The organism is Aeromonas sobria (assembly GCF_050266975.1).
Lineage (GTDB): Bacteria > Pseudomonadota > Gammaproteobacteria > Enterobacterales > Aeromonadaceae > Aeromonas > Aeromonas sobria_B.
The window spans coordinates 1-255 of record NZ_JBKISU010000143.1; the positions used below are offsets into that span (position 1 = coordinate 1).

1 protein-coding gene is annotated in these 255 nt (G+C 57.3%); it reads right to left on the reverse strand.

All coding sequences use genetic code 11. From position 1 onward, the window contains the following. Positions 1–255 (reverse strand): integrase core domain-containing protein (locus tag ACLHZ1_RS20835; protein ID WP_427263568.1); only part of this gene is annotated, 255 nt, incomplete at both ends.

The following is a 255-nucleotide window of genomic DNA, read 5'->3' on the forward strand; positions in this document are numbered from 1 at the left end:
AACCCACCAGGTTGTTCACGGATTGAAGACGACTGATGGGGGGCTGGTAGCCCAGACTGGCATGAGGACGATGCCAGTTGTACTCATGCAGCCACGGTTGCAGGTGTTCTGCCCGTTGCTCTGACGATTCATAGCTCCGTGCATAGGCCCACTCTCGCAGGGCTGTCTGAATGAAGCGCTCTGCCTTGCCATTGGTTTGGGGTGTGTAAGGCTTGGTGCGCATGTGCTTGAGTCCCAACCGACGACACAGCTTCC